Below are 787 nucleotides of genomic sequence, written 5' to 3'. Positions count from 1 at the left end.
GTATGCAAAAAAATGAAGTACCTGCGATAAAAGTTATACGAGGCCTGCTAAGAGGCGCCCGTATAAGCTAATGAGGCCAACTGTATTACTTGCTTAACTTCTCTTGCTGCGCTTTGATTGCTGCTTGCTTTTCAAGTTTACGTCGAGCAATCGTCTCGCTGACATCGCCACCAATGTGTTTCTCATGGCGCAGCTTAGCGAGTTCTATTTGCTTCTGTCGTTCAGCGAAGCGGGCTTTTTGTGCTTCGGTGTGCATGTCGTGACACCTTGGGCAGCTAACGCCCTCAACATAAAGCTCGCTAGATTTATCTTCTTCTGTAATTGGAAGACGACATGCATTACATTGATCGTAACGACCTTTCTCCAGTTGGTGATTGACTGCTACGCGTTCATCAAAGACAAAGCATTCGCCTTCCCACATGGTCTCTTCAGCTGGAACTTCTTCTAAGTATTTAAGGATGCCGCCTTCAAGGTGATAAACGTCTTCAAAACCTTGTTCTTTCAGGTAAGCTGTCGATTTTTCACAACGAATACCGCCCGTACAAAACATCGCGACTTTTTTGTGCTTTGCCTTATCCAGGTTTTCTGCAACGTACTGAGGGAACTCTCTAAAGCTTTCGGTTCGAGGGTTCAAGGCATGTTGGAAGGTGCCAATTTCGACCTCATAATCATTTCGCGTATCGACTAGTAGAACTTCAGGGTCAGAGATGAGTGCGTTCCAGTCCTTTGGCTTTACATAGGTGCCAACTACTTCCTTAGGGTTTATGCCTTCAACGCCCATGGTGAC

Annotated in this window: 1 protein-coding gene; it reads right to left on the bottom strand. The window is 45.7% G+C overall.

Going from position 1 to position 787, the window contains the following annotated elements; genetic code table 11:
- Positions 1 to 85: 85 nt before the first annotated feature.
- On the bottom strand, positions 86 to 787 hold a 702-nt coding region (locus A3756_RS01450; protein WP_068552743.1), incomplete at its 5' end, for a rhodanese-related sulfurtransferase.

Source organism: Oleiphilus sp. HI0086, assembly GCF_001635225.1.
This window is presented reverse-complemented; position numbering and strand designations above follow the sequence as displayed.